The organism is Okeania sp. SIO2B9 (assembly GCF_010672505.1).
In the GTDB taxonomy this organism is placed as follows: Bacteria; Cyanobacteriota; Cyanobacteriia; order Cyanobacteriales; family Microcoleaceae; genus Okeania; species Okeania hirsuta.
In genome coordinates, this window is sequence record NZ_JAAHGK010001629.1 from 1 (window position 1) to 1,394 (window position 1,394).

General features: G+C 32.1%; 3 protein-coding genes. All 3 read right to left on the reverse strand.

The features are described 5' to 3' along the window. Window positions 1-47 precede the first annotated feature (47 nt). Window positions 48-356, reverse strand: a complete 309-nt coding sequence (locus F6K13_RS35665) for a class I SAM-dependent methyltransferase (RefSeq protein ID WP_353735755.1) — start codon at window positions 354-356, stop codon at window positions 48-50. Further along, window positions 335-625 carry a hypothetical protein gene (locus tag F6K13_RS33230; RefSeq protein WP_287240754.1) on the reverse strand — a complete coding sequence of 97 codons (291 nt, stop codon included), beginning with the start codon at window positions 623-625 and terminating at the stop codon, window positions 335-337. The genes F6K13_RS35665 and F6K13_RS33230 overlap by 22 nt, the downstream gene beginning before the upstream one ends. 190 nt (window positions 626-815) lie before the next feature. Continuing rightward, the coding region (locus F6K13_RS33235) for a hypothetical protein (RefSeq protein WP_353735754.1) at window positions 816-1,394 on the reverse strand (579 nt) is incomplete at its 5' end.

Sequence of the window (1,394 nt, forward strand, 5' to 3'; positions counted from 1 at the left end):
TAATAAGCGAACCTTATTACTATGTAAATCAGCGACTTGATCAAAGATCAATGCTGATTTACATAGTAATAAGGTTCGCTTATTTCTGTTTTTATGGCTATTACAATAATTGCTATCCCTTCTTCTCTCAGAAGTTCGTGAATTTTCTCAAAAGAGGATTCAATTTCTGAAAAATAGTAAAATGAATAAATTAATAGAATGATGTCAAAACTTTGGGATGATTCAAATTTTTCCAATTTAACCGGATGAATTTTAAATCTAAATTTCTCTGGTTTAAATCTGCTAAGTTCCTGACACCATTCTTGTGTTTTTGCACATTCTACTTTGTTTGGGTCTACTCCAAAAAATGAATAGATTTGTTCAACTCAAGCAGCTTTGTCAAAAAAGGTTTCTCAAAAATTCCACTGCCACAACCTATACTCAAAATAGTGTAACTTTCTTCTGAAGACTTATATTTTTCTATGGCCTGAAATGTAGCTTCAAGGATTATTTCTTGTTCATTTTGCTGACTGCGATAAGCAATTAGTCCCTCCATATATTCTTGCTCATTAAGTTTGACGAGCTTGAGTTTTGGGTCTGAGATAAAGTTAGCGATCACTGATTTTTGTAAACTATCCATCATCATTTTTTCTATTTTTTCCTCTACCTTTGATTACTGATTATGTCAATTCCCAAAAATCACGCGATATTTCCTCAAGACTTCAGTTATTAAGTAATAAAATGTTTGTAAGGATTATAGGAAAAGACTGAGGATATTTTATTCGGTCGAACCCTATCCCTACTCCCTACTCCCTACTCCCTACTCTCAATTAAATTTACAATTTTTCTTTAGTCTTTTCAAATAACCAGTCCGGGATTGCGTGTTCTTTTTCATACACAGAATTATATTTATATTCTATTTTTTCCCAGTCAATTCTAGTATCCGATAAAACTTCTTCAGCAAACATATTTAATGCTTTACCAGATAAACCTTTTTCCAGACATTTTTTCATCATCAAACGACTTTCATCAATTTCGCCAATACATTCAAAGGGAGTATGGGTTGATAAACCTATCATTGCTTGAAAAATCGGCAGTAAATCTTCATCATCAAATAAATTTACCTGAAAAACTTCATCAACAATATCTGTCTGACAAAAAGCCATTAACCCTAACCAAACATAGGCACATTTCGGGCATTTTTTACACCAAGGTTTTTTAATATTACAGGAATGAATTTTCGGAATAACTTCAGGATATTTACTCAAGTTTTGAAAAATACGAAGGTCGTAAATAGGTTGTAGGATACTAAAGTATTTAAAATTAGATAAGAGATTATCCCGAATAAATTGGTCTAAAAGTTGTTCTGCTTCTAGACCTTTTCCCCATTGATGGTTAACTTCTCTGCCTATTTC